Origin of the sequence: Veillonella sp. AF13-2, from assembly GCF_003603295.1 — a bacterium.
Taxonomy (GTDB): Bacteria; Bacillota; Negativicutes; order Veillonellales; family Veillonellaceae; genus Veillonella; species Veillonella parvula_E.
The window spans coordinates 387,830-414,051 of the sequence record NZ_QTMT01000002.1; the positions used below are offsets into that span (position 1 = coordinate 387,830).

Annotated in this window: 19 protein-coding genes; 16 read left to right on the plus strand and 3 right to left on the minus strand. The window is 37.8% G+C overall.

Annotation, left to right across the window (positions count from 1 at the left end; translation table 11 throughout):
• The first annotated feature begins 3 nt into the window (after positions 1 to 3).
• The 6 genes from recF (at position 4) to DWV85_RS05685 (ending at position 6,253) form a co-directional block, all read left to right on the plus strand.
• Entirely contained in the window at positions 4 to 1,098 is a 1,095-nt protein-coding gene (recF, locus tag DWV85_RS05660; protein WP_123138252.1) for a DNA replication/repair protein RecF, read from the plus strand.
• Positions 1,091 to 1,993 (plus strand): DUF721 domain-containing protein, encoded by a 903-nt coding sequence (locus tag DWV85_RS05665; RefSeq protein ID WP_012863617.1) that lies wholly within the window; start codon positions 1,091 to 1,093, stop codon positions 1,991 to 1,993. The genes recF and DWV85_RS05665 overlap by 8 nt, the downstream gene beginning before the upstream one ends.
• A gap of 13 nt (positions 1,994 to 2,006) precedes the next feature.
• Positions 2,007 to 2,255 carry a hypothetical protein gene (locus DWV85_RS05670; protein WP_058948347.1) on the plus strand — a complete coding sequence of 83 codons (249 nt, stop codon included), beginning with the start codon at positions 2,007 to 2,009 and terminating at the stop codon, positions 2,253 to 2,255.
• Positions 2,256 to 2,332: 77 nt separating this feature from the next.
• Positions 2,333 to 4,234 carry a DNA topoisomerase (ATP-hydrolyzing) subunit B gene (gene gyrB / locus DWV85_RS05675; RefSeq protein ID WP_123138253.1) on the plus strand — a complete coding sequence of 634 codons (1,902 nt, stop codon included), beginning with the start codon at positions 2,333 to 2,335 and terminating at the stop codon, positions 4,232 to 4,234.
• A 10-nt stretch (positions 4,235 to 4,244) separates the two neighbouring features.
• Positions 4,245 to 5,726 carry an amino acid permease gene (locus tag DWV85_RS05680; RefSeq protein ID WP_004698078.1) on the plus strand — a complete coding sequence of 494 codons (1,482 nt, stop codon included), beginning with the start codon at positions 4,245 to 4,247 and terminating at the stop codon, positions 5,724 to 5,726.
• Positions 5,727 to 5,935: 209 nt separating this feature from the next.
• Positions 5,936 to 6,253: a YbjQ family protein gene (locus tag DWV85_RS05685; protein ID WP_004692937.1), complete on the plus strand. Its 318-nt coding sequence runs from the start codon at positions 5,936 to 5,938 to the stop codon at positions 6,251 to 6,253.
• A gap of 237 nt (positions 6,254 to 6,490) precedes the next feature.
• On the opposite strand, the gene DWV85_RS05690 is transcribed toward DWV85_RS05685, so the two are convergent.
• The 3 genes from DWV85_RS05690 to DWV85_RS05700 form a co-directional block, all read right to left on the minus strand.
• Entirely contained in the window at positions 6,491 to 9,553 is a 3,063-nt protein-coding gene (locus DWV85_RS05690) for an efflux RND transporter permease subunit (protein ID WP_123138254.1), read from the minus strand.
• Complete coding sequence (locus DWV85_RS05695; protein ID WP_123138255.1) at positions 9,550 to 10,614, minus strand: efflux RND transporter periplasmic adaptor subunit; 1,065 nt, start codon at positions 10,612 to 10,614, stop codon at positions 9,550 to 9,552. The genes DWV85_RS05690 and DWV85_RS05695 overlap by 4 nt, the downstream gene beginning before the upstream one ends.
• Positions 10,615 to 11,043: 429 nt before the next feature.
• Positions 11,044 to 12,399, minus strand: a complete 1,356-nt coding sequence (locus DWV85_RS05700) for a hemolysin family protein (RefSeq protein WP_123138256.1) — start codon at positions 12,397 to 12,399, stop codon at positions 11,044 to 11,046.
• A gap of 301 nt (positions 12,400 to 12,700) precedes the next feature.
• Here DWV85_RS05700 and DWV85_RS05705 point away from each other — a divergent pair, with 301 nt between their 5' ends.
• From DWV85_RS05705 to wbaP, 10 genes are all read left to right on the plus strand, one after another.
• Positions 12,701 to 13,300, plus strand: coding sequence for a class I SAM-dependent methyltransferase (locus DWV85_RS05705; protein ID WP_123138257.1), 600 nt, complete (start codon positions 12,701 to 12,703; stop codon positions 13,298 to 13,300).
• A 338-nt stretch (positions 13,301 to 13,638) separates the two neighbouring features.
• A complete protein-coding gene (locus DWV85_RS05710; RefSeq protein ID WP_123138258.1) occupies positions 13,639 to 14,817 on the plus strand; it encodes a transcriptional regulator in 1,179 nt (392 codons plus the stop codon).
• A 411-nt stretch (positions 14,818 to 15,228) separates the two neighbouring features.
• Positions 15,229 to 17,262 carry an alkaline phosphatase family protein gene (locus tag DWV85_RS05715; RefSeq protein WP_123138259.1) on the plus strand — a complete coding sequence of 678 codons (2,034 nt, stop codon included), beginning with the start codon at positions 15,229 to 15,231 and terminating at the stop codon, positions 17,260 to 17,262.
• Positions 17,263 to 17,335: 73 nt separating this feature from the next.
• Positions 17,336 to 18,094, plus strand: a complete 759-nt coding sequence (locus DWV85_RS05720; RefSeq protein WP_165851644.1) for a glycosyltransferase family 25 protein — start codon at positions 17,336 to 17,338, stop codon at positions 18,092 to 18,094.
• Between the two features lie 66 nt (positions 18,095 to 18,160).
• Positions 18,161 to 18,916: a glycosyltransferase family 2 protein gene (locus tag DWV85_RS05725; RefSeq protein WP_123138261.1), complete on the plus strand. Its 756-nt coding sequence runs from the start codon at positions 18,161 to 18,163 to the stop codon at positions 18,914 to 18,916.
• Between the two features lie 66 nt (positions 18,917 to 18,982).
• Positions 18,983 to 21,007: an LTA synthase family protein gene (locus DWV85_RS05730; protein WP_123138262.1), complete on the plus strand. Its 2,025-nt coding sequence runs from the start codon at positions 18,983 to 18,985 to the stop codon at positions 21,005 to 21,007.
• Between the two features lie 130 nt (positions 21,008 to 21,137).
• Positions 21,138 to 22,076, plus strand: coding sequence for a DUF535 family protein (locus DWV85_RS05735; RefSeq protein ID WP_123138263.1), 939 nt, complete (start codon positions 21,138 to 21,140; stop codon positions 22,074 to 22,076).
• Positions 22,077 to 22,085: 9 nt separating this feature from the next.
• Positions 22,086 to 23,306: a glycosyltransferase gene (locus DWV85_RS05740; protein ID WP_123138264.1), complete on the plus strand. Its 1,221-nt coding sequence runs from the start codon at positions 22,086 to 22,088 to the stop codon at positions 23,304 to 23,306.
• Positions 23,307 to 23,335: 29 nt separating this feature from the next.
• The gene (locus tag DWV85_RS05745; protein ID WP_123138265.1) at positions 23,336 to 24,514 is read left to right on the plus strand and encodes an O-antigen ligase family protein; all 1,179 of its coding nucleotides are present in this window, start codon (positions 23,336 to 23,338) and stop codon (positions 24,512 to 24,514) included.
• A 251-nt stretch (positions 24,515 to 24,765) separates the two neighbouring features.
• On the plus strand, positions 24,766 to 26,205 hold the full coding sequence (wbaP, locus tag DWV85_RS05750; RefSeq protein WP_123138266.1) for an undecaprenyl-phosphate galactose phosphotransferase WbaP: 1,440 nt from the start codon (positions 24,766 to 24,768) through the stop codon (positions 26,203 to 26,205).
• The last annotated feature ends 17 nt before the right edge of the window (positions 26,206 to 26,222 follow it).

Genomic DNA, 26,222 nt, shown 5'->3' on the forward strand with positions numbered 1-26,222 from the left:
TCGGTGAGAATTGACTCACTGCAATTATTCCAGTTTCGTAATTATAAGGATGTACAGATACAGTTTAACCCTGAGATTATCGTTCTGCACGGCACCAATGGGGCTGGTAAGACGAATATCCTCGAATCTATATATGTTGGTACGATTGGTAAAAGCCATCGTACTAACGATACATCGGATATGCTCATGTTTAATGCTGAAGAAGCAGGCATAGTTGTAAAATTCGAGAAAAAAGATACGCCTCAAAAGGTAAATATTAAATTATTCCGCCAAGGGGCTAAGGATATTCGTTTAAACGACACAAAAATATCTCAAAAAGAACTGATTGGTACATTAAATACAGTTATTTTTTGTCCTGAAGACTTACAGCTCATTAAGGGAACTCCGTCTGGTCGTAGGCGTTTCCTAGATATGGAAATATCTCAGACCAGCGCTACTTACTATTATCAATTGATGCAGTATAATCGGTTGTTACAGCAACGAAATGCAGTCCTAAAAGAATATAGGGGAAAGAATAATATTCCTCTTGAAGAATGGGATTTGCAGCTAGCAGATATGGCGAGCTTTATCGTAAAGAAACGATTAGAAAGCTTGAAAAAAATCAATTTGCTCATCGATTTGATGAATCGTAAATTGACAGGTGGACTCGAGAATTTAACCATCGGTTATGAACAGCCGTATATGGACAATGGTTCATTAGAATATACAAAGGAAGGCTTTTACGAACGCATCAAAGCAGCGTTGCCGCAAGATCGTCATCGTTTGAGCACTAGTATAGGTCCTCATCGCGATGATTTAAAATTCTTTTCCGATGCTATGGATTTAAAGAAATTTGGATCGCAAGGTCAGCAACGAACCGCTGTATTGTCCTTAAAGTTGAGTGAACTTGAGTTTATCAAGTCAGAGGTAGGAGAATATCCAGTTCTTCTCTTGGATGATGTATTGAGCGAACTTGATGAGTCGAGACGAGTGAATTTATTGCAGTTTATTCATAAACGAATTCAAACATTTATTACCACTACAGATATTCACGATTTTAAAGATTTGAAATCCGTTCAATTTATTTCTTGTGAAGGAGGAAAGGTTCAGTATGGATAGCCTTGATCTTTGTTTACCAAAGGCCTTAGCAGAACTGAATTTACTGGAACAATATAAATTAAATACCCTCGTTCACAAGTGGCGTGATGTAGTAGGCGATGTTATCGCTGATCATACGAAAATTGTGTCTATCAAGCCTCCAGACATGGTTATCAGTGCAGATAATTCCATGTGGATGCAGGAATTACAGATGCAAAAACGACGTATCATCGAGGCTATCAACAAGTATTACCGCCAAGAGGTAATCACCGATATTCGATTCATCATGAAACGTCAGAGCTATGTGAAAGTAGAAATTAATACGTCTCTAACGATTCCTGATGAACAGATTATTACAAAACGTATTAATTTTGCTAATATCGTGCTTTCAAAAGAAGATGTAGACGCCATCGATAAATCCTTAGAACAAACGGATAACGAAGAATTACGAGCTGCTTTCAGAAAAGTACAAATTACGGCTCGAAAGCGTGAAATATATTTAGAGCAGCATGGGTATCATCGTTGTAAGCGATGTGGCATGCACATGGAATCTAAAAAAGAAATCTGTCCGACTTGTGAATATGAATTGCATCGAAAACATATTAAGGACATTAAGTCTGTTATTAGAAAGTATCCATACTTTAAATACAGCGACTGTCAGCAATTTATACAGTGTACTTTCCCAGACTTTGCAGAAGCGATGCGGGAATCCATATACTTTTACCTGGATAAGATTTATAAAGGATCCATCAATCGCCGTCATATGTTTATGGTGGCCATGCTCATCACCCATAAGAAGCCTGATGAGCTAACGGATCAGCATGTTATCAATTTGTGTAATAAATATCGATCAAAGTTCCTCGCTGAAGAGGAACAGCGCAAAATTGATGCTCTTAATGGGACATTAGAAAAGTAGAGGGGGCATTCTTATGTACGTTCATATTGGAGATACCATTTCCGTGCCTATAGAATCCATCATTACGATGGTGCATGCCAAGGGCGGAAAGTCCCATAAAAGTCCTATTCATCACTATGAAACGCTAGAATATATCGCCATGGTACCAGAGGAGCAAATCAAGACATATGTGGTCACTGATGCTTGTGTGTATGGATCTGGTATCAGTATTAAGACTTTAATGAGACGGATTGATGAGTTTTATAGTATAATAAAGAGATAAAGTTTAATCCTGTACATGTTTTGTCACTTTATTTCAATCAAGTACAGTATGATAGATTGTTAGGAGGAGTTTGTTTCATGCCTGAACAAAATTATGGCGCTCAGAATATTCAGGTTCTTGAGGGTCTAGACGCGGTGCGTAAACGCCCAGGGATGTATATTGGTAGTACGTCTGCTCGTGGTTTGCATCACCTCGTATACGAAGTTGTAGATAACTCTGTAGACGAAGCGCTTGCTGGTTACGCTACACATATCGAAGTATCCATCAATCCAGATAACAGTGTTACCGTTGTCGATGATGGTCGTGGTATTCCAACAGGAATGCATGAATCTGGTATGTCTGCGGTAGAGCTAGTATTAACGAAATTGCATGCAGGTGGTAAATTCGGCGGTGGCGGCTACAAGGTATCTGGTGGTCTTCATGGCGTAGGTATTTCCGTAGTTAATGCGTTGAGTGAATGGACTAAGGTTCAAGTATCTCAAAATGGCATTGTTCAAGAGATTTCCTTTGCTCGTGGTCATAAAATTTCCGAGTTGCACGAAATCGGCAAGGCTTCAGGAACTGGTACTACAGTTATTTTCAAGCCAGATGCAGAAATCTTTGAAACTACCGTATTCAGCTTTGATACATTGAAAATGCGTTTACAAGAATTGGCATTTCTTAACAAAGGCCTTCGCATTACATTGAGCGATTTGCGCCTAGAGGAACCTCGTGTTGAAAGTTTCCACTATGAAGGTGGTTTGATTTCTTTCATTACCTTCTTGAACGAAAATAAAGAAGCAATTAATCCAACTGTTATCAACATTGAAAATACAAAAGACGATGTTGTGGTAGATGTGGCATTGCAATATAACGATAGCTATAGTGAAAACTTGTTGTCCTTCGTAAATAACATCAATACGATTGACGGTGGTACACATCTATCTGGTTTCCGTGCTGCTTTGACTCGTACCCTCAACGATTATGGCCGTAAATCTGGTTTGATCAAGGAAAATGAGTCCAATCTTTCCGGTGAGGACGTACGTGAAGGTTTGACAGCTGTCGTATCTGTAAAAGTATTGGAACCTCAATTTGAGGGCCAAACAAAAACTAAACTTGGCAATAGTGAAGTTAAAGGTATTACAGACGTTATCGTTACAGAAGGTCTTAAAACATTCTTCGAAGAACATCCTCAAGATGCGAAGAAGATCATCGAAAAAGCAACGATGGCAAGCCGTGCTCGTGAGGCTGCTCGTAAAGCCCGCGACTTAACACGCCGTAAAAATGCGTTGGAAGTATCTAGCCTTCCTGGTAAATTGGCGGACTGCTCCGAAAAAGATACATCTATGACTGAAATTTATCTTGTGGAAGGTGATTCTGCAGGTGGTTCTGCAAAACAAGGTCGCGATCGTCGTTACCAAGCGATTTTGCCATTGCGTGGTAAAATCCTCAACGTAGAAAAAGCACGTCTAGATAAGATTTTGGCTAATAACGAAATTCGCTCCATGATTACCGCTTTTGGTACAGGTATTGGCGATGAATTCGATATTACAAAATCCCGTTATAACAAGATTATCATCATGACAGATGCGGACGTTGACGGCGCTCACATCCGTACATTGTTATTAACATTCTTCTACCGCTATATGAAACCATTGGTAGAGGAAGGTCATATCTATATTGCTCAACCACCTTTGTATCAAATCAAGAAGGGTAAATCTCACTGGTATGTATACTCTGATGCTGAGTTGACTGCTAAACTTGATGAAGTAGGCCGTGATGGTACTACAATCCAACGTTACAAAGGTTTAGGTGAAATGAACCCTGAACAATTATGGGAAACTACAATGAATCCTGATAATCGTACGATTCTACAAGTTAGTTTAGAAGATTCTATCGAAGCTGACAAAATCTTTACGGTTCTCATGGGTGATAAGGTAGAGCCTCGTCGTAAATTTATTGAAGATAACGCGAAATACGTGCGTAATCTAGATTTGTAAGAGGTGACCCATGTCTGAAAATCATAATAGTAACGTAGAGTTTACGTCTAACAAAGATCAACACCTAAAACGGTCCCTAAAAGCTCGTCATATGAATATGATTGCTTTAGGTGGCGCCATCGGTACAGGTTTATTCGTTGCTGGTGGTGAAGTGGTAAGTACAGCAGGCCCTGGTGGTGCGCTAGTAGCTTACGGCCTCATTGGTATCATGGTTTATTTCCTCATGACATCTCTTGGGGAAATGGCTACATACTTGCCAATTCCAGGTTCCTTCGGGACTTATGCAAAACGCTATGTAGACCCTGCTTTTGGTTTTGCCTTAGGTTGGAATTACTGGTTTAATTGGGCTATTACCTTGGCTGCTGAAGTATTAGCAGGGGCGCTTATCATGAAATATTGGTTCCCTGATGTGCCTGCCATCGTATGGTCTGCTCTGTTCTTGCTCATTTTATTTGGCTTGAACTATTTATCTACTCGTTCCTTTGGTGAAAGTGAATATGTGTTCTCTAGCATCAAAGTTATTACAGTATTCGTATTTCTATTCTGTGGCTTTATGCTCATCTTTGGTATCGGTGGTACATCTCCAGGATTTGCAAACTGGACTGTAGGAGAAGCTCCATTTGTAGGTGGCTGGGAATCTATTCTAGCTATCTTTATGGTGGCAGGATTCTCCTTCCAAGGTACTGAACTGATCGGTGTAGCCGCTGGTGAAGCGGAAGACCCTGAAAAGAACGTGCCAAAAGCGATTAATACAATCTTCTGGCGTATTCTATTATTCTATATCGGTGCTTTCACGGTTATCGGTTTCTTGATTCCGTACACAGATCCAAATTTGTTGAACTCTAGTGTAGAGAACGTATCTATTTCTCCATTTACACTCGTATTTGATCGTTTTGGTTTTGCCTTTGCTGCTAGCTTTATCAATGCTATCATCTTAACAGCTGTATTGAGTGCTGGTAACTCTGGTTTGTACTCTTCTACGCGTATGCTGTACGCACTCGCTAAGGAAGGTCAAGCACCTCAAATTTTTGCTAAGTTAAATAAACGCGGCGTTCCAGTGCCTGCGTTAATCTTAACGACAGCAATCGGTTTATTTGCGTTCCTAACAAGCTTTATCGGCGAAGGTACAGCCTATACATGGATTGTTAATATTTCTGGTCTATGCGGTTTCATCGCTTGGGTTGGTATCGCAGTATCTCACTATCGTTTCCGTCGTGCTTTCATTGCACAAGGCAGAGATCTTAGTGAATTGCCATACAAAGCGTGGTTATTCCCAGTTGGCCCAATCTTGGCGTTCATTCTTTGCGTCATCATCATTTGTGGTCAAAACTACTCCGCTTTCACAGGCGATACTATCGACTGGTACGGCGTATCCGTTGCCTACATTGGCTTACCAATCTTCTTCGCAGTGTACCTTGGTTACAAATACATCAACAAAACTAAAGTTGTGCCGTTGAAAGAAGTTAACTTAGACCGCGATTTTGATAGATAAAAATATAAAATTAGACCTGTTCATTATGAAAGTAGTGAACAGGTCTTTTTTTGATGTATAATATGTAAATTTTTGATATATAGTATGTAATTTTTGGAGATACAATATGTAATTGTTTTATGTGAAAGCTATATTTATATTTGTTTTTCTCTAAAAGTCTTGTTATAATAAATCAAAATATATTGTAGTCAATTAGAAAGGATACAATTATGATTATTACTACAACTATGCATATTGAAAACAAACCTGTACAAGAGTACAAAGGTATTGTATTTGGTGAAGTCGTAGAAGGCCGTAACTTTGTAAAAGATTTCATGTCCGGTATTCGTGACATTGTTGGTGGTCGTAGCGGTAGCTATGAAGATTCTTTGATGAATGCGCGCAAAGCAGCTCTCGACGAAATGTCTCAACGAGCTTCTAAATTGGGTGCTAATGCTATTATTGGCGTATCCTTCCAATACAGCACAGTAGGTGCACAAAATGGCATGCTTATGATTACATGCAATGGTACAGCCGTTGTAGTTTAATAAATAATAGACTAAGTCAGATATAATTATTAATATAATCCTAAGGGAAATAAGTAAGTCGTAATGTATTATTGTGACTAAAAAAACAGCAGGGGAAAGCCCTGCTGTTTTTTTATATGATATTTATTAAAAAACCCCCTATAAAAAGTATTAGAAACTTTTATAGGGGGTTTTTTGTATTGTGGTTTATCTATATATCTTATAGATAATAAAAAAGCAGAAATAATTACTGCTTTTTTATTTTACCTTATACCAGCTTGCATACATGACTGGTAATACGATGAGTGTTAGAATAGTTGCCACTAGTAGGCCTCCGCTAAAGGCGATAGCCAATGGACTCCAGAATACAGATCCCATGAGAGGAATCATGCCTAAAATCGCTGCGATAGCGGTGAGCATGATAGGGCGGAAACGAAGTGTAGCGGAGTTGATAATTGCTTCACGAGGTTCTTGGCCTTCTGCCTTGTGGATTTCGATTTGGTCTAACAAGATAATGGAGTTACGGATGATCATACCCGAGAGGGCGATGATTCCTAGAATAGCCATAAAGCCTAACGGTGTTCTCGTAATATTAAGTGCTAATACAACACCGATTAGCCCCAATGGAGCAGTGAGTAGAGCCATTAACATGAGGGCGATACGCTTTAATTGGAACATGAGGATTGTCATGATTACGAAGAGCATAATTGGGATTGGTGTTAATAGCTTTTGAACGGCTGTTTCGCTTTTTTCAGCGGCGCCGTCTAGGTCAATAGAATAGCCTGTAGGCAAGGAATCTCGAATGTCTTGTAATGATTTATAGACCTCTTTTGTTTTCGCATTGCCTAAGACACCGGCTTTTACATTGGCATGAACACTAATAGTTGGCATCATGTTGCGATGCCATATAATACCATCCTCTTGAGCCATGGTAATAGTTGCAATTTGGCTAAGAGGTACGTAGGAACCATTGCCTGTTTGAATTGGCAAGGATGAAAGAGCACTTAAGTTATGTTGCTCGTTGTCACCTAAACGGAAGGTAACAGGAATGGTTTGGTTCCCTTCGTAGTATTCACCAGATTTAGTACCAGACAATAGACTTTGCAAGTGCAAGGATACAGCATAGCTATCGATGCCGAGTAAACGTGCCTTGTTTTGATCGATGTGAATATTGGCTACAGGTTCTGTATCTGGCCAGTCAAAGGCGATATTTTGTAAGTCTTTATCGTCTTGCATTTTAGCTTTTACTTGATTTGCAATTTCTTTTACCACCTTTTGATCAGGGCCAGCAACGCGAAGCATGACTGGAAATTTGGATGGTGGACCGATTTGTAAGAATTGCGTATTTACAAGGGCCGATGGGAATTGCTCGTTTAAATAAGGAGTCAATTCAGCATAAAGTTTATCGCGATCCTCTAAGGATTTTGTGACAATCACATATTGCAAGAAGTTGTTCCGTTGCAATTCCGGTTCCAAGGTGAGGACGAAACGTGGAGAACCTTGCCCAATGTAGGAGGTGAAGGTTGCAATGCGTTCGTCATCTTTCAAATGTTCATCGATGAGTTTTGCTTGGTTAGCAGTATACTCGATGGACGAGCTTTGAGGAAATTGCATGGATATAATGATTTCATTACGCGTTGATGATGGGAAAAATTCCTGTTTGATCAATGGTAGTGAAAGCAAGGATAAAACGAAAGCTCCTAATGTGGCTAGCAAGACTACCTTGTGATGTCCTAGAGCCCAATGTAATAGTTTTTCAAACTTATCATAGAAGGTTACATTGAGCTTATGCATGATACGGTCTCGTTTAGTCCATTCCGATTCTGGCTTGGGAGCCTTGTTTTCGATGATTTTATAACCCAATACAGGGCTGACGAGAACAGAGGCAAACCAAGATAGAATAAGTGCCATAAATACAACGATAGATAGGGATTTTGTAAACTCTGCTACCATACCTTGTGCCAATGCTAATGGCAAGAAACCTGCACAGGTAATGAGCGTACCCGATAGCATTGGAAATGCTGTAGATTGGTAAGCAAAGGTAGCTGATTTAAAGTGACCCCACCCTTCTTCAAGCTTAACGCTCATCATTTCTACAACGATGATGGCATCGTCTACTAGGAGGCCTAAAGCTAGGATTAAGGCACCTAAGCTAACCTTATGTAGATAGATGCCGCTTTCATACATCAAGATGAACGTCGTAGACACAACGACCGGAATGGTGAGGGCTACAACGATACCGGTTCGTAAGCCGAGAGATGCAAAGCTTACGAGCAATACGATGGCGATGGCTTCAAATAAGGATTGAGAGAAATCGCCGATGGATTCTTTAACGATATGCGGTTGATTCGATACTTGATTGAGTTCGAGACCGGCAGGAATCGTTTTCTGTAATTCCTCGAGTTTTTTGTCGATGGCTTCGCCAAATTCGATATTATTAGCCCCTGCATCCATGGAGATGGCGATGCCAATGGCTGGCTTGCCTTTGTAATAGAACTGTGGATCGCTAGGGTCTTGGTAGGTCATGGTTACATCAGCCATGTCACCGAGGCGCAACGTTTGATTGTTGATGCGGATTGGCATATCCCGCACCGCTTGAGGACTATCGAATAGGCCATTGACGCGGAGATATACATTGTTTGTATCTGTTGTAATCACACCAGCCGGAACCATCATACTTTGCTGTTTAAGCGCTGTTAACAGCTGTTGTGTACTGACTTTATAGGATGCTAGTTTATCCTTGTTTATGGTTACATTGAGGGTTTGTTGTTGCACCCCAATGAGGCTGATTTTCTTAACATTAGGCACAGATAAAAGTTGACGTTTTAGGTCTTCTGCTTGTTGTCGTTTTTCTTCGTACGAATACTCATCACCACTGATGGCATAGATAATGCCATATACATCGTCGAACCTGTCGTTAATGGTCGGTCCTTGAACGCCTGCAGGCAATGATTTCCATTCGTCGTTAATCATATTCCGCGCTTCTTCCCAAGCGGGACGAATCTTATCGGATGGCAAATCCTCTCTTAAATTGATATAAATAACGGATTTGCTGCCATCTGTAAAAGATTTTGTATAATCTACACCAGGAAGGTCGCGTAGTTTTTCTTCGAGTTTGTCCGTTACCTGATCCGACATTTCTTGTGGAGAAGCCCCCGGCCAAGCAACACCGACCACCATGGTGCGCATCGTAAAATCAGGATCTTCCATGCGTCCCATATGGGTGAACGAGAAGATACCGAAGGTGAGGAGTACAGCCATGAAGTAGTAGATAATGGACTTGTGTTTAAGAGCCCATTCGGCTAAGTTAAATTGTTTCATTGACTAACCGCCGTCCCTTCTTGTAATTGTTGGGTACCTGCGGTGATGACAATGTCACCTTTAGCTAAACCAGATGTGACGATGACGGAGTTCTTACCAAACTCACCAGTCTTGATAGGCACGAGATGAGCCTTCTTATCGCGGATGATATAGACCGCATTATTACCGTTAGAGTCTTTCACAAGAGCCGTTAACGGAATAGAAATATTGGTACTATCTGTGGTAGATAGATTAGCATTGACCGTCATGCCTAGTTGTACCTCTTTAGGCGCATTTTGTAAGGTAATTTTTACGGTATACGTTCTGGCTACAGGGTCAGGAACTGGTGAAATTTCACGTACTATGCCTTGTACTGTTACATCTGGTAAGGCCCAGAAGGTAATAGTAGCAGGGCTTCCTACATGAATTTTACTCAACTCTTGTTCAGGAAGGGCAATGACTGCTTCTGGATCGTGACCAGCCGCTAAGGTACCAACGCTTTGACCCGCTGCTACGACTTGTCCTGCTTCAATATTGAAAGCTGTAATAATACCTGTATCAGGAGCCGTCAAATTAGTATAGCTATTTTGATTGCTGCTCAAATTAAGGCTTGCTTGTGCTTGTTGTAATTGAGCAGATGTGGCATTCAATTGGTTTTCAGCTTGGTCTAATTGTAATTTACTAATCGCTTGTTGTGCATAAAGCTCGCGGTATCGTTTAGCATTGGTTTCTGCCAATTCGTAGGCCGATTGAGCAGCTTTTACAGCACCTTCAGCATTTTGCACTTGAGCTGATGTGTCTGAACCATTGACTTGAGCAATCACTTGGCCTGCTTGCACTACATCACCAACATTTACAAATTTGTTGATGACACGCCCTCCAATTTGAAAGGCTAAGTTTGTTTCTGTTTTATTATGAATGGTGCCTGCATAGCCAGCATCAGTAGTTCCAGACTCTTCACCTATAGTGATGGTACGCACCTTGAGACTTGTATCTTCAGGGGGCTTTTCTGATCCACAACCACTTATGATGGCGGTCCCTATTAATAGGGCTCCTATGGTTGCTATGATTCGTTGATTCATAGAATCTCTCCTTTGACTACCGCATATAAGCCCTATGACACAGAACTACACATAGGTAGTAATCATAGGACTCTATATGTATATTAAAAAACTCTAATTTCTAATTATATATTTTATAGAAAAAACTAATTATATATTTTATACAATTTAATAATACTATATTTATATTGAAAGTTCTAGCCTTTATGCAGAAAATAAAAGAATTATATAATTAATTTATATAATTGATGATATATTTTAACGATAATTTTTAAAAGTAATCTATATTTTGCCAGTATATGTATTACTTATTTTATGAATACAAAATTGTAGCAAAAAAAGTGAGTCCTCTATTGATTGAGCTGTATTCCAAAATATGTCCAATTTTGGGGGTGCAGTTCATAGTAAGAGAACTCACTTTTTTAGGTTTTGTCTATTTATTTTTGAACTTTATTTTTCTTCTTCTTGTTCTACAATAGGTTCTTCATAGGTTACAAGGATTTTATCGATACGAGTATGATCCATATCGATGACTTCAAAGGTATAGCCGTTCCATTTTGCCTTGTCGAGTTCCTTTGGAATACGGCCGAAGAGGACGTTTAAAAGACCGCCCATAGTTTTGTACAAATCGTCTTCTTCGCCTGGCAATTCTTGATCGATGTGAAAGAATTCTTTAAATTCATCTACGTTGAGAAGGCCATCTACGAGCCATGCTCCATCGCGTTCGATGATCTTGTTTTCTTCTTCCTTGATTTCTTCCTCACCGGAAGGCATAAGGCCTACGATTTCCTCCATGATGTCATGCAAGGTGACAAGGCCAGTGAAACCACCATATTCGTCGAGGATAATTGCTTCGTGAACGCCTTCTGTACGTAGAACGTTCAATAATTTCATGAGTGAAATGGATTCAGGAACGAGAACAGGTTCTTTCAAACAAGCTTTGATGATATCGTGAATGGAACTTTCACTAGGACGTTGCATAATTTGAACTAATACATCGGATACGGTAACGAGACCCTTTAATTCATCCAAGGAATCGGTACCTACAGGAATGCGGTAATGGTTGGCATTCTTGAGAACCTCCATGATCTCGTCTTCCGTGCCATTAAGATCAATCCATTTGAGCTGTGTACGAGGCGTCATGATGTCACCTGCGTTCATATCTGCGAGATGGAAGATATTTTCTACGAGGATAGGTTCTTCCTCTTCGTAAGCACCCATGGCAACGCCTTCGGTAAGCATTTTATTAATTTCAGACTCTGTAACAGGGGCTTCTTCTTTTACGGTAACGCCTAGCATTTTTAAGAGGAATTCTGTGGAAATGCCGAGGAAGCTAACGATTGGTTTTAACGCCACAGATAGCCAGTAAATTGGTTTTGCTACTACAACGGCAATGCTTTCAGGGCTATTTAAGGCCAAGCGTTTAGGCACGAGTTCGCCGATAACGAGGGATAAATAGGTGATGATGGCAACGATAATGAAGGAGCTTATAGAGGCTGCGTATGGTTCGATGCTTGGAATATTTGCTACTAATATATCTTCTAAAGGTCCAGAGAAGGTAGCACCAGAATATAAACCAGTTAAAATGCCTACAAGGGTGATGCCGATTTGAATGGTAGAGAACATTTCATTTGGGTTCTCTGACAATTCAAAGGCTGTTTTCGCGCGTTCATTGCCTGATTCTGCCAACTCTTCAAGTTTACGTTTTTTTGCATTTACGATGGCTAACTCCGTCATGGAGAATAAACCATTTGCAATGATTAATACGATGATAATGATAAAATCTAAGGTCAGATCACTGTCCATGTAAGTAGATACTCCTTTTTAATGACATATAATTCTGCACATGAGAATAATAGAAATATTACTCCTAGTATACCATATTGGCATTAATAAGTGTTTCCAGCACAGAAAAAGGAGGGTTGCCGCCCTCCTTTTTTCCTTTTGCATGCATTAAATACTACAAAAACATTTATTTCCTTCGTTATCTATCATGATTGATTTTAATTTGTAAATAGTACCCTAATAAGGGTATAGTATGTATAGAAATTAAGATTAGTATCAGTATTAGGTCATATAATTTGGGCCTCATAATAGGATTATATAGATGGCAACAGAGCAAGAGTGGGAAAGTGTATTACAAATTAAAACCTCTGGTCGCGATGATAGTCGTTCCGATACGGAGCATCATCCGTATGAGCCGACGGATTATTGCGTGTTGGAGCGTTTGGCAAATAGTGGTCATATTTGCAAGAAACATACCCTCATTGACTATGGCAGTGGCAAGGGTAGAGTTAGTATTTTCATGGCTTACCAAACGGGCTGTCATTCTATAGGCATTGAATATGATGAACGGCTATATGAAAAGGCTTTGATTAATGGCGAAAGTCCAGCAGCGCGCCATCGCGTGTCATTTGTACACGGTGATGCGGCTCTCTACGAGTTACCTGAGCAGGCTGATCGATGTTTTTTCTTTAATCCCTTTGCACTCCATACGATTAAGCGGGTACTAGGAAATATCTTTGATTCGCTATATCATAACCCTCGGGAGATTAAGTTATTTTTCTACTATGTTAATGACGAGGTGGAGAACTTTTTAAATAACCATGTGCGCTTGGAACAAGAGGAACCTATTGATTGTAGTGATCTCTTTGAAGCAAGCGATGCAAAAGAACGAATTCTCGTCTATTCAGTTAACTTGTTTTAGTGCAGTAATTTAATACTTTTATAATGAAATAATTTAAGACCTTTAAAGACATTTATGTAACAATTTGATATATTTTGATGTAACAGTTAATTAAATAACCTCGGTTTGAATAGTGCTTTAGTAGTATGAAATGCATACTATTTGGAACGTATTCAAATTGAGGTTTTATTCTATTTTTAAGGAACTTTTACACATATTATTAAGGAAAAAGCAGATAAATTCTGCTATAATAATATATTAGAGATTATAAAATCAATTTATTTTTATGGTTCTATACATTGATTCGTATACGCTAATGTAGCGGATAGGACTGAGTGTATTGAATACAGGAGGTGCATATGGAACTCATAGATACAATGTTGATTGAACGCATTCGTAAAGCTTTAATTAAACGATATGACCGAGATCAACAGATTCAACAAATGATTGAAGAAATTGGTACAGAGGAAGGCCTTAATGAGTCCGAATTGGCTATCGTTTATCAAGCTTATTTAGAGGTAAAGGAACGGGTGTACTATACATCTTCTCTCGTTGATTTGTGGAATCAAATTGAAGATGTTCAAAAACGTATGGCCTTATTGCATTCTTACGAATCTTTAGAAGAAGATCTATTTGGCGATGTGCTAGGTGGCGATAAGGAAGATATCGTCATTTCTAATACATCTGGACTTGGCAAGGGTGCAAGTCATAATTATGATGCATATGCTATGGAACAGGTACAATTATCTGACGTTCCTGTGCATCATGATTCTACGGTGGGCATGAATCATATTAAATTGAATGAATTAAAATCTATAGGCGGCCTCTTTACTGGTTTTGGTGAAAGCTCCGGTAAGGAAATGGCAGATTTTGAAGATACTGCGATTGAGCACCTTGATGTTAAACCATTAGAAGGCGTTGAAAGCTTAGCAATTCATCATTTAGATGAAGATGAAGCGTTAGATGTAGATGGTTTTGATGAACTTTCAAAAGATAAGAAATCAGAGGCGGCTAAAGTAGATGATGAGGATATGTCCTCTATTGATCCATACACGGCGGTGAATGCTTTGTTATTTGGTAAAGCTGGTTTAGAGTCCGATAAAACAAATAAGAAGATGGAGAAGCTTCTTAAAAAGAAATTGAAACGCGTTGATGATGAATGGGCGCGTATCAACAGCTCTGAAGATAAGAAATCTAAGGACGATAAAAAATCCAAGGAAAGTAAAACATCTAAAGAGGATAAGAAATCCAAAGAAGACAAAAAGTCCAAAGGCGAAAAAAAATCTAAGAAAGATAAAACGTCTAAAGAAGATAAAAAAGAGAAAAAACACAAGAAGTCTAAGGAAGAAAAACGTTCTAAAGACGAAGAAAAGTTAAAGAAAAAGAAAGATAAAGCTGAAAAGAAGCTTAAAGTCTTAAATGATAAGTTAAAAACAGTCTTCTTGGCTGATACTTTCAAGAAAAAAGATAAGAAGAAAGATAAGAAAAAGGATAAAAAATCCAAAAAGGATGAATCCGCAAAAAAGCAGAATCGATAGTTTCCGTATGGAATAGTAAGGCCTCTGAAAAGATGGTCAAGGAGAGTACTAGTGCGAAAAAATCAGCAGGTGCTGAGACTATCGACCGTGGATGCGGTAAATGCAAACGATGTAAAGGTCCTAAATGTAAGAAATATCCGAAATAATTGATAGTTATGTAATTAGTAGAATATGATGTAACAAATTACGTAGAATATATATGTAGTATATTATGTAGCATATATATATAGCATATATATGTAGTTTATGATATTTTATTAATCATTTAGGCAGTATAGTTAGGTAGTTTTGTTATGCATGTAACAATATAGTTATTTTTCTAACATACTAGTTAGGTTATCAGTTAGGCTGATAGTTAAGTTTAGTGTTAGGTTAATAATTAGAGTTATAGGATACAACAGTTAGGGGTTAATGATGAACCGATGGCAGCGATTATTTGAAGGCATACGAACAGAGATTAAGGTATTTATCTTTTTCTCTGCTTTGTTGACTGCATTTAGAATCGTGTTTCTTGCAGTATTTCAATCACAACTAGCTTCTGTGACGATGGAGAATATCCTCACGTCCTTATGGCTAGGCTTTAGATTGAGTCTCAAGACCGTCGGTTCTTTGTGTTTACTGGGCTTTTTAGGGGGTACATTGGTGTATACCTTTGTACCCAAATGGCCGTCCTTGCGCATTAAACAGGTTATCTACTCCATTGCGACTATATTGTTGACCTTCCTATTTCTGGGACGCATTCCATTCTATAAGATTTTCAACTCTTCCTACAACGCAATGCTTATCAACGGTAAAAACGATGATATCGGCGCCATTGTAAATACAGCAATCAACGAATATAACGCCCTCATGTACATCATTGGGGCCATTGTATTGAGTGCAGCTCTTTGCTATTTCCTCGTTAAATTTTTGGCGTGGAACACGAAGAAATATAATGACTACGCTGATGATCTAAGGAATGGTGATGATGCGGATAATCTAAGAAATAGTGACTGTGCAGATAATCAACGACTTTGTACTACTTGGTATCCTAAGACGAAGAAAACTCAATGGATGGCGGGCATTGGGTTGACTGTCGTTATCGGTGTACTAGGTCTATTCTTTAGATTTGGCGGCGCTTTCAGCTATACGAATTCCATCAACTGGGAAAGTGCGGCCCGTCTTAGTTCTAATCTGTTGAATGAAAATATCCTCGATGATGTACAGGCTCTCTATCGTGTTAAAAGCATTGCTAAACGGACGGCTGAGCTTGAGGTTATTAACTTAACGCCTCAAGAGTTAAATGAAAAAATCACTGCCGTTGGTGGTAAGTTTAACGGTACAAATTTTGACGGTTCTTTCACCAGAACTATTACAATACAGCGACTAGCGGAGCAACCACAGTCCATAAACCTCGTTCTTGGAGAATCCTATGGCTTGTGGCCGTTCCTCGCTGAATATAACGAGCCTGGTGCGTACCTCGTTGAACAAGGTCGTAAATACGCTGCTAGTCCTCAAGCGATGAGCACACAGCTAGCCCTCGCCCAAGGTACAGGCACGATGCCGGCCATCAATGGTTTGTTGACGGGTATGCCTGACACAGGGTTATATCCTAACTACGAAGGTGAAAGTTTCAAAGAGCCTTATGGTTTAGGCATTGGTCCTGTTATGAAAAAGCTAGGCTACAAGACTGTATTCTGGTATGGCGGCTTTAGCACCTGGCAAAATGTTAAAAACTTTGTTTTATCTCAAGGTTTTGATGAATTCCACGATGCTTCAGAAATGCCAAGCGAAGACGGCAACGCTTGGGGTGTAGGCGATAAATATTTATTTAAAGCTATTTCTGCCTACATGGATCAACATAGAGGGGAAAAAATTCTCAATGTTATCATGACTACTTCTAATCATCCACCGTATAGCATCAATGTGGGTAAGGAAGGCTACGATGTGAATAAGGTAAAAGGTCATTTGCCAGATTCTATCGAAGAAAACGATAAGCAATTGAACGAAATGGGCCATATTTGGTACGCAGACCACGTAATGGGTGATTTTATCGCTCGCGAAGAAATAGCAGATCCTTCTGCACTCTTCGTCATTACAGGTGACCATAGCGAACGCTTTAACTTTGCTCGTGAAGTAGGCCCTAATGTGGCATCTACTATTCCTATTATTTTTTATGGTCGCGGCATTCATAAAGATTGGCTTGCGCCTAATGCGTTCGGCATGAGCATTCAAATCATTCCAACCTTGGCGGAATTAATAGGCCGACCTGGTCAAACCTATGAAGCGATGGTACCAAGTTTGTTTACACAAGAGAAATTTGTATTTAATCATAGATTATATCTCGATAAAAATGGCAAAGTGTTAGAACAAAGTGCGAGCATGCCTCAATCCTATGGAGATATGATTAAAAACATGCGCGAACTTGCGGCATGGCGTATTAAGCATGGGGATAGTATTCAATAAGGAACTTAAATAATTTAGGAATTAGATTGTATTATAAAATGTAATTATAACTTTAAGTATAATGGGGAGAAAAATGAATATCGTTGTAATATCAGATAAAAATAATGTAGTACGTAGACAAAATGTTATAAATGAATTTAATAAAAAAAATATAGCATTTAGATTTTTTGATGCCATTATGGCTAATAAGATGTCTAAAGAGGAATTAGATGCAAAATCTATAAAAGATACTTTTTTATCACCCAGTGAAATTGGCTGCGCATTAAGTCATTGTGGTGTATATGATGTATTTCTTAAATCTGATGAAAAAAGTATTATGATTTGTGAAGATGATATTTATTTTACAAAGTATTTTAATTATGATTCATTATTAAAAATAAAAGAATTTTTAGAAGAAACAAATGAACCTCGTTTAGTAGTTTTACAAAAGAGTATCTATCATCATAAACGTATAGGAAGTGTGAGAGAAAATATAAATTTATATTCAACACGAAATGCATTTTGTACTCATGGATATATGATTAATAGAACAGCAGCTGAAAATATTAAAAAATTACAAACCCCTGTAAAATTTGAAATAGATGCATTTAAATTTTATTATTGGTTAAATGCATGTAAATTATATTGTCTTGATAAAGATTTAATATTACAACTTAGTGAGGATTTAGCTCCGTCATCTGTAGAAAAAATATGGAAATCAGATCGAAAATCTAAAAAAGATAAAGCATATAAAGAGCTATATAATCAGCTACCTTTAAAAGGTAAACTTATTAGCCAATTTAGAAGATTAAATAAAGCTATATATAAACCTTTTGAATCATTAGATTATTAATTTTTTATTTTAAATTATATAGCTTATTTAGCTAAGATATTATTTTTAAAATAGGAATGTAAAATAATGCCATCTTTATCTGTAATCATTTTAGCCAGAAATGAAGAAAAACATATTGTAGATTGTATTAAAAGTATTCAATTTGCTGATGAAATATTAATTATTGATGATGGAAGTACAGATCAAACGGTACCTCTTGCTACTAACTTGGGGGCTAAAGTTATACCACATCCTCTGAATGGAGATTGGTCACAACAACGGAGATTTGGTATATCTCAAGCACATTGTGAATGGATTCTATTTATAGACTCGGATGAGCGTGTATCTCCTCAATTAGCAAAATCAATCCAAGAATCTATTAAAGGAGAGCCAAAGGCCTATTGGCTACGAAGATATAATTTATTCTATCACAATCCAGCTACTCATGGCGTAGTAAGACCTGATAAGGTTTTGAGATTAATGCCTCGTGAAGGGGCTACAGTGGAGGGGGCAGTCCATGAGACTTTTATTAGTCCTTATCCACAAGTTACATTAGAAGGTAAATTGTATCATTACACTTATGATAACTGGCATCAGTTCTTTGAAAAGTTCAATAAATACACTACAGCAGCGGCCAATAAGTACAAGGAACAAGGGAAATCTTGTAGTTTTTTAGGGGATATTATATTGCGTCCAACATGGGCATTTTTTAAGATATATATTTTGCAAGGTGGCATATTAGATGGAAAAATAGGTTTTCTATTATCTATCTACCATATGATGTACACCATGACGAAATATGTAAAATTATATTATTTAAACAAATCTAATGGGCAATTATAATCAGTAATTTAGTATAGTAGATTGCTATGGGGAATTATTGTTCTTGAAGTAGATATGGAAGTATGAATGAGTGAACAGTTTTTTCTATCCCTACAACAAAATATAAAACTAATGCTTTGGGCTCCTATATTAAGCACCATCTTTCGAATCATATTCATGATTGTGTATAATCCTTACCCTACATGGAAGGGACGCTGGAAATCTGTAGTGGGTTCATTGCGTTATGGCTTTTGGTGGGGGATGGATTTTGATGCTTATGTATTCTTACTACCCTTAGTATTGGTGACACTCCCTGCATTATTATTTGATGGGTATCACCAAATAGAAGATGCTGTACGGTTAGTGGGATTAACTATTTATTCCTGTATACTTTACGCAGCTTTTGCAGGAAAAATGATTTTTTATAAGCATTTCCATGATACGTATAACTATATGGTTCATTATGGAAATCATGCAGAGAAACATAATTTGATTGATGTATTTTTTAATCAAGATCGAGGAATTCTCGTCATTTTAGGATTGATTCCTATGATATTTATATCCTGGTATATGGGAGATTTCTTCTTATCCTTGCCATCTATACCCTATCCAACTATGGAAGAAACTTGGTCTATTGTAGCTTGGAATATAGGGCTTGTGGCTGCCTCCGTTTTGGGGTTTTATTGGTTCCGCTATGGTGGAACCTTATCTCATGATGATAAACCAGAATGGGATACGATTCCTACAGTAGTAAAAGAGGATATATTCTTTGCTCGTGCTACAGTACCAGATCTATGTGCCTTAGAAACTGTGCTAAAACATCCACTTCGTGATGAATATACGGCATCTGCTGAGGACATTGATGACGCGATTCACCGTATTGTTCCTAAGGATTATAAAGATTCTTGGCAGGATTTGAATACACCGCTTCATGCATTCAAGCGCGTTGCATCAGGCCCTCGTATTGATAGACCACAACATATTTTCTTTATTGTTGGTGAAAGTATCCCTCAGTGGTCTCTTGATGAACCTTATAAGGATCTCAATATATGCTCTGGTTTATGGGATTTTAAAGATAATCCTCATACGGTGCAAGTACCTAATTTTTTACCTGCCGGTAATGTATCTCGCCCATCTATTGTGAGTATGTTATCTGGTGTCTATGATGCGGGTACGGAAATCAATGAACGGGAAGCCTTCTGGCATGAACCATTGCCGACTTCTTTGGCATCTCAAATGAAGCGATTAGGCTATGATACGATTTATTGGTATGGTGGTAATGCTTCGTACGGTAATTTTAATCACTTCGGTAATGCCCAAGGATTTGACCGTGTGGAAAGTGCTTCTGTTTTCTGTGGCCCTGATGCACCTAAAACTTGGGTAGGCGTCTATGATCATGTATTTTTAGAACATATAGAACAAGAAATCAAATCTTTAGAACATCCTACATTCCATTTTATTTATACTACATCCAATCATGGTCCTTATAAAATGGAAGATTCCCTATTAGATTATGATCCTGAGAAGGTTATGCCAAATCTTGGAGATGATTTAAAATCTAACAAGAAACGCAATAAGGAATTGGCTACCTATCGCTATAGTGATAAGGCGATATTTAACTTTGTAAATGCTATGAAAGAGGCTTTTCCTGATAGTTTATTTGTTGTCACTGGTGACCATTCTAATCTATTTGGCTCTTTGAATAATACATCCTTAATTCAACGAGATTATACCTTGCGCGATACATTCTGTACTGTAGGATTGTTGCAACATCCTGCTTTCACCAAGGATACGATTACGGCGCCAATTGGCACGCATATGAGCCTCATGCCTACCATTATTGAAGCCATTGCACCAAAGGGTTTCGAATATTATTCCATCGTACCGTCCTTGTTTGATGAACAGCCAGATACATTAGTTACACCATATCAATGGATTACGCCTCATATGATGGGCGATGTTCGTATGGATTATGGTGAAAGCAACATACCATCCTATAAACCGGTTGAGCCAATTCGCCCTATTGATAATCATGGGGACGATGCGCGAGACTGGACATTATTAACTATGTGGTATATTAATTATTATGAAAATAAAGTTAAATACCAATAAGTATTGTTTATAATATTTTTATTCAGTAATAAGCAATTATGTTTTAATCAATATTTCTATACGATGACTAAATACGTAAAGTTTTACTATTTACTAAAATCCAAGGGCAAATTGTAATAGAGGGAGCATTATGTTAGGCAATTTTGGAAAACATTGGCATATAGGCCGTACTATATATGGCAAGCGCACATGGCGTGAAACGAGACGAACCTTCTTACATACAATGCGCTCTTGTCTTCATGACTCAACGGTTACGGAATTTGAAAACTTCTTTAAATCTTATACTCCAGATCCAAAGCTGTTGGAAAAACATCCTAGTCTCTATGAATTGATGAGTCGTATGTTTTTGATTAAAAACTCTACGCCACAATGGCGTTTGGAAGCTCTTCGTCAGCATTTCACCATATTACAAGAGGTGTTTACGGATAAAGCGATTCAGCTCATGTATGTAGACGAAGCGGAGTTTGATTATTTCGATAAAAAACGGGGTATTACCTTTTGGAGTTCCGATGAGCTCAATATGTCTGCTCATCTATATTACGAGCCGGGACAACGTAAGGAAGGTTTCTTGACAGTTATGCTCTTGCTCGAAGATAAGGGCGTATACCATGCAAATATTCGCTTTGCTAAAGGCCCTAATGGAGAGAGAACTCTTGTTATCGGTACTATTCAAGGTTATAAAGATGGTCTTGATCGAGCTAAGAAGATTACGAAAAAGATGTATGGTTACCGTCCGAAGAACTTTATTACCTTCTTGATTCGTGAAATCGCTCGTGCTGCGCGAGTAGAATCCATACTTGCCGTATCTGATGAAGGCTTTTATGCAAATTCACATATGGTGCGTGGTAATAAATCAAAGGTGGCCGTATTAGATACCTTGTGGGAGGATATTGGGGGTACAGTATTGGAATCCGATCCAAATTACTTTACTATTCCTCTTGAAGAAGAACGCAAACCTATGGAAGAGATTAAATCACAAAAACGTAGCCAATATCGTAATCGCTATGCTCTTTTAGATGAGTATGAAACTATAATTCAAGAAAACATAAAACCGTACGTAAAGGCCTAGAGGTGTGCTATGCGCGTAGCAATTTTAGAAAGTATTGTCATGCCTGCTGGTCATGAGGTGGAGTTTGATCGCATCCTCATCAATGAACTGAAGCGTCAAGGTCATGAACCAGTATTATTTGTGCCGGAGAACTTTCCTTTCAAAGTAGACTATGGAGTAGATATAGTGTACATAGGAGGGGGAGAAGTAGTGACCTATGCGGGGGCATCTAAATGGAAGAAGCTATTTTTATCCATTTTGCGAGAACGCCGTCGTCGCAGTTGGTTCACATCAGCAGCAGAAAAAATTAAAGAACATAATATAGATGCTTTAATCATTCCCACAGGGACATACCGTTATATTAAAGCTTTGTTAGACACGCCATTAAAGGACAGTAAGGCAGCAGTACATGTTATCTTCCATGGTATTGGGAAGGGCGAAATGGATCGCTTTATTAAGCAAGCTCATCGTGCTAATGCATATAAAAACGTGTACCTCGATGTTATCTCTTTGCGCGATGATATGTTGCGCTCTGATTTACCAAGAGTTCGTAAAATCTTGCCTCCTGTATTCTTGCCATCGAGTGAATTGAGTGGAGAACAAAAGAATAGTGATACACAAGGTAATGTTAATATACAAGACCAAAAAGTTCCGAATTCTACAACTTGTATAGGTACTAATTTGGAAACCTCTATATCAGCAAATAAACCGATAAAATTAGGTTTCTTTGGTCAATTTAGAAAAGAGAAAAACATTGAGCGCTTTATAGATGCCTTTGTATCGCTGAATTATGATGATTCGGTACAACTCGTCGTTCAAGGGGCAACGGTAAAGCCTGAAGATGGAGCTTTATTTGAGTCTATCATCAAGAAATATAGCCAGTATAATAATATTAAGTTCATCCATGCCAGTCTGATAGGGAAAGACTGGGATACAGCATTGTTGAGTGTAGATGCTCTATTATTGCCCTATGGGGCTGAACGATATCGCTATCACTGGGCAGCTATGTTATTTACGGCTATTGGCTTTCACAAGCCTGTTCTTATATCTCCAGAAATTAATCCCGAGGTATTAGAACAGTATTCTATTGGGGAATTTTTAAATTTAGATGATGCACATTCCATCAGACAGGGGATTCAAACGTTTGTAGAGAATTTACAGCATCATAAAGAGCAATATAATCAAGGTTTAATGAATGCAAATGAGGACTACAGTCATCGTGCATTGATTCAATCCATCATATATATATAGATTTATATTATTTGTAAGGGAGAATTACTATGAGAGTAGTATTAAAGTTAAGTTTAGAGTCATGGATTGCTATTATGATTACGTTAATGGTGTGTCTTACAAGGTTATCCATGGCAGCTGGTCAAGTATTTTATGTTATTGCTATTTTATTAAGTATTTTCTATATTTGGAAACATAGGCATGACTTATATGTTCCGTCCTATGTTAAAAAATATAGTAAAACGTTTGCTCTAATGTTGTTATTGTTATTGCCTTCCGCAGTATTAACGAACAATATAGCTGTAGGATTACCTGAATTTATCAATGTTTGGCTGTGGCGGATTCCTGTGTTTTTCGTTATCGCTCTGTGTATTCGTGATAAGAAAATATTATTTACGATGCTTGCCGTATTCTTTGTGGATTTTGGTATCGATAATTTAGTAGCCTTTTATCAACATTTTTCTGGAATGACTGATAGAGGGTGGGGATTTGGTAGTAGCGTGTTGACCATATCAGGCCTTATGGTTATGCTAGTACCTATTTTCTGCGTCATTTTATTAGATTCGGCCTTTCCTAGCTATGTGAAAGCATCTGCTCTATGGGCACTGGGTTGTGTTGGTTTTGGTATGTATGGCAATCAAAGTAGAGGTTCTTGGCTCTTTAATATGATTATGGTACCTATTGTATCTCTGCCGTATTTGATAAAGCGTTTTGTCTATGTAATAGCAGTTCTTGCTACATTAGGTGGAGTTGTATGGGGATTTAGTACACAGCCACATTATGTGGCTAGATTTGAATCCATTACCAATACGACCACAGATGGTTCCAACCTAGGTCGCTTTGATGTGTGGACATCGTCCATTAATATGTTTAAAGACCATCCTGTGACAGGTGTAGGTATAGGACAATGGCGTACTATATATGAAGCATCCTATCGATTACCAACGGAAAATCAACATTTATATCATGCTCATAATAACTTTATTCAACTTCTTGGTGAGGTAGGTCTGTTAGGTCTACTAGGGGTTCTCATCTTTTATGGATCTATTATCGTTGATAATTTTGTGGTTTGGGTTAAGACGCGAGATCCTTATAGTCTTTGTGCTATGATTGCTGTTATCTGTTATGTATTTGTATTTGGCCAAGTGGAGTATACTTTAGATAATTCGTCCGGAATGCGCATTATGTATTTTATGTTAGCTACGATGCTTCAATTGCGGGATAATTGAGAATCGTATATCTGTATTGGAAAGCATTTAACTACCATCTAATAGACAATTAAGTAGGATTCAAATAGACTTAAAAAATAAATAACTACATAAAAGATAGGTGAAATCTATGTTTTTTTATAGTTTTACATATTTAAATATGATACAATATATGTAAATATTGGTACATTGTATTCGTATGATAGAGAGGTTGTTTTCTTAATATTTTGAGATTGAGAAAATAACCTTTTCTTATAATTTGGGGTATTAGTATGAATAGTTCTATCTGTAATAACAATAATAAAAAGTTATTTATTAGTAAGCTCATAGTGCTTATAGCAGATTATATTGCTATTGTTTTGGGGACATTGGCAGCCTATTATTTACGTTTAAACTTATCAATTTTACCGGTAAGTTCAAATTTTAAGGTAGAAGAAATCTACGTATATGGTATTGTGCCTATCGTATTTTTAACTATATTATTGCTTAATAATGCTTATTCTGTGGTAACACCTTATTGGGATACGATGAAAAATTTATTTCGCAGCATTACCATAGGGGTTGTTGTATCGATTGTTCTAATGTACACGGGCCATGTAATTAATGATGTGTCTCGTCTATTTGTTGCCTTTGCTTATATATGTATGCTCGTATTTATCTTTAGCGAGCGTTTTATTGTAGGAAAAATACTTTCAAAAGCAGGGTATTTAACAATTCCAATCCTTCTCGTTGGGGCGGGTAAGACTTCGGAACTTGTAAAGAGGGCTTTAGATCGCATGCCGATTACTACCTATAAGATTATTGGTTATGTAGATGATAATCCTAAATCATCATCTATCGCTAAAGAATATCCATGCCTTGGGGCCTTTAAAGATGTAGAAAGTGTTATTAAAGATACAGGCGTTCAAACAGTACTGATTTGTGCGCCCGGACTTGAGCCAAAAAAATTGGTTTCTTTAATAAATCAATTACAATTGTTAGTAAAACGGGTGGCCTTTGTTCCTGAATTATTTGGTTTACCTACAAGTAATATTACAGCACGTGGCATGATGGAAGAGCAGGCGGTAGTATTGCGTGTACAAAATAATCTAGCTCGCAAGTCTAATCGTATTATCAAACGTATATTTGATATTGTGGTTACTATATGTGGTGGTTTTTTTATATTACCATTTATGCTATTCATAGCTGTTATTATTTATTTAGATTCAGAAGGACCTATTATATATAAACAAAAACGAATAGGACAGAATGGAAAAGAGTTTAATTTTTATAAGTTTAGGTCTATGGTTAAAAATGCAGATATCATACTTGAAGAATACTTAAATACTCATGAGAGTGAAAAGATAGAATGGCAAAAGAATTTTAAATTAAAGAATGATCCTCGAGTTACTAAGATAGGTAGAATAATCCGAAAAACAAGTATTGATGAACTACCCCAACTATGGAATGTATTGATTGGGGATATGAGTCTAGTTGGACCTAGACCATTATTACCCAATGAAGTAGAACGATATAACAGCTATATTGAGGATTATAAGTTAGTGTTACCAGGGCTCACCGGTGTATGGCAAGTAAGTGGTCGTAGTGATACAACATTTGAACAACGAGCGATAATGGATTCTTGGTATATTCATAATTGGTCCATATGGATTGATATTGTGTATTTGTTGAAAACCGTCTTGGCGGTTGTGAAGTCAAAAGGTGCTTATTAAATAATATATAGGAATTA

Coding starts and splice junctions, on each gene's coding strand:
- DWV85_RS05665 (WP_012863617.1), top strand. CDS start 1,091: ATGGATAGCCTTGATCTTTGTTTACCAAAGGCCTTAGCAGAACTGAAT.
- DWV85_RS05670 (WP_058948347.1), top strand. CDS start 2,007: ATGTACGTTCATATTGGAGATACCATTTCCGTGCCTATAGAATCCATC.
- gyrB (WP_123138253.1), top strand. CDS start 2,333: ATGCCTGAACAAAATTATGGCGCTCAGAATATTCAGGTTCTTGAGGGT.
- DWV85_RS05680 (WP_004698078.1), top strand. CDS start 4,245: ATGTCTGAAAATCATAATAGTAACGTAGAGTTTACGTCTAACAAAGAT.
- DWV85_RS05685 (WP_004692937.1), top strand. CDS start 5,936: ATGATTATTACTACAACTATGCATATTGAAAACAAACCTGTACAAGAG.
- DWV85_RS05690 (WP_123138254.1), bottom strand. CDS start 9,553: ATGAAACAATTTAACTTAGCCGAATGGGCTCTTAAACACAAGTCCATT.
- DWV85_RS05695 (WP_123138255.1), bottom strand. CDS start 10,614: ATGAATCAACGAATCATAGCAACCATAGGAGCCCTATTAATAGGGACC.
- DWV85_RS05700 (WP_123138256.1), bottom strand. CDS start 12,399: ATGGACAGTGATCTGACCTTAGATTTTATCATTATCATCGTATTAATC.
- DWV85_RS05705 (WP_123138257.1), top strand. CDS start 12,701: ATGGCAACAGAGCAAGAGTGGGAAAGTGTATTACAAATTAAAACCTCT.
- DWV85_RS05710 (WP_123138258.1), top strand. CDS start 13,639: ATGGAACTCATAGATACAATGTTGATTGAACGCATTCGTAAAGCTTTA.
- DWV85_RS05715 (WP_123138259.1), top strand. CDS start 15,229: ATGATGAACCGATGGCAGCGATTATTTGAAGGCATACGAACAGAGATT.
- DWV85_RS05720 (WP_165851644.1), top strand. CDS start 17,336: ATGAATATCGTTGTAATATCAGATAAAAATAATGTAGTACGTAGACAA.
- DWV85_RS05725 (WP_123138261.1), top strand. CDS start 18,161: ATGCCATCTTTATCTGTAATCATTTTAGCCAGAAATGAAGAAAAACAT.
- DWV85_RS05730 (WP_123138262.1), top strand. CDS start 18,983: ATGAGTGAACAGTTTTTTCTATCCCTACAACAAAATATAAAACTAATG.
- DWV85_RS05735 (WP_123138263.1), top strand. CDS start 21,138: ATGTTAGGCAATTTTGGAAAACATTGGCATATAGGCCGTACTATATAT.
- DWV85_RS05740 (WP_123138264.1), top strand. CDS start 22,086: ATGCGCGTAGCAATTTTAGAAAGTATTGTCATGCCTGCTGGTCATGAG.
- DWV85_RS05745 (WP_123138265.1), top strand. CDS start 23,336: ATGAGAGTAGTATTAAAGTTAAGTTTAGAGTCATGGATTGCTATTATG.
- wbaP (WP_123138266.1), top strand. CDS start 24,766: ATGAATAGTTCTATCTGTAATAACAATAATAAAAAGTTATTTATTAGT.